This is a genomic window from Vibrio makurazakiensis (genome assembly GCF_050337375.1).
Classification (GTDB): domain Bacteria; phylum Pseudomonadota; class Gammaproteobacteria; order Enterobacterales; family Vibrionaceae; genus Vibrio; species Vibrio makurazakiensis.
In genome coordinates, this window is sequence record NZ_JAKJSW010000472.1 from 1 (window position 1) to 828 (window position 828).

2 protein-coding genes are annotated in these 828 nt (G+C 36.7%); one reads left to right on the plus strand and one right to left on the minus strand.

Annotation, left to right across the window (positions count from 1 at the left end):
- A partial coding sequence (locus L4C33_RS22550; protein ID WP_428814598.1) for an EAL domain-containing protein occupies positions 1-215 on the plus strand: 215 nt, incomplete at its 5' end.
- Positions 216-346: 131 nt separating this feature from the next.
- Here the strand turns inward: L4C33_RS22550 and L4C33_RS22555 are convergent.
- Positions 347-673 (minus strand): hypothetical protein, encoded by a 327-nt coding sequence (locus L4C33_RS22555; RefSeq protein ID WP_428814599.1) that lies wholly within the window; start codon positions 671-673, stop codon positions 347-349.
- Positions 674-828 lie beyond the last annotated feature (155 nt).

An 828-nucleotide genomic window follows, 5' to 3' on the forward strand; every position in this document is an offset into this window, starting at 1 on the left:
CTTCCTACCTTAAGATCGATAGAACCCTTATTGATGATGATATTGAATTGGCAGCAGCAGTCATTCTAGCCAAAAGTTTGGGTGCAAAAACTATTATCGAAGGGGTGGAGTCTAAGCAGCAATTTGATAGATGTAACACATTAGGGATTGACTATTTCCAAGGCTATTTTTTATCAAGACCACTAAGTATACCCCAACTAAATGATTACCGTTAGAATCCATCATTAGGAATAAGGTGACTCAAACTTTGTTAAAACGTACTGGATTTGATGAGTAACAAATCATCGAAACACCACGGGTATTTTAGGTGAGAGTGTTTGGAGTCCGAATACTTTCACTTAAAACGCTATTCTTCCCTTAAACTATCTATCAACGTTTCAAAATTAAATTGACTACTTGTGATTTCATCAAATGCTTTCAAATATTTTCGTTCCTTCGCGCTATAAAGGAGATCGTGGCCCGTTTTTATAGCTAATTCAATCGAAGGCCAATCATCCAAAAAACACACCAAAGATTTCTTGTTAGTTGCTTCAACAAAAACAAGACCAATCAGCGCTACTTCTTTTACTTGAGTGAACTGCTCACTGTAATTTGAATCGATTTCAGTTTCTAATAGACTAACAATACTCCGACGGATCTCTATCAACATATAATCTTCGATCCCTATACTCATATAACCCTTCCATTTTTAAATCGACATATCCGTAGTGTTCGGATTCCGAACACATTACAAACTCAAGTCATTTTGCCTTTAGCATAACCTCTACGGGTGGAACTTGGTGCCAAATAATGTCACTTGTGCCTGTATAGATTTTGGTCGTTTTAGCA

Coding starts and splice junctions, on each gene's coding strand:
- L4C33_RS22555 (WP_428814599.1), bottom strand. CDS start 673: ATGAGTATAGGGATCGAAGATTATATGTTGATAGAGATCCGTCGGAGT.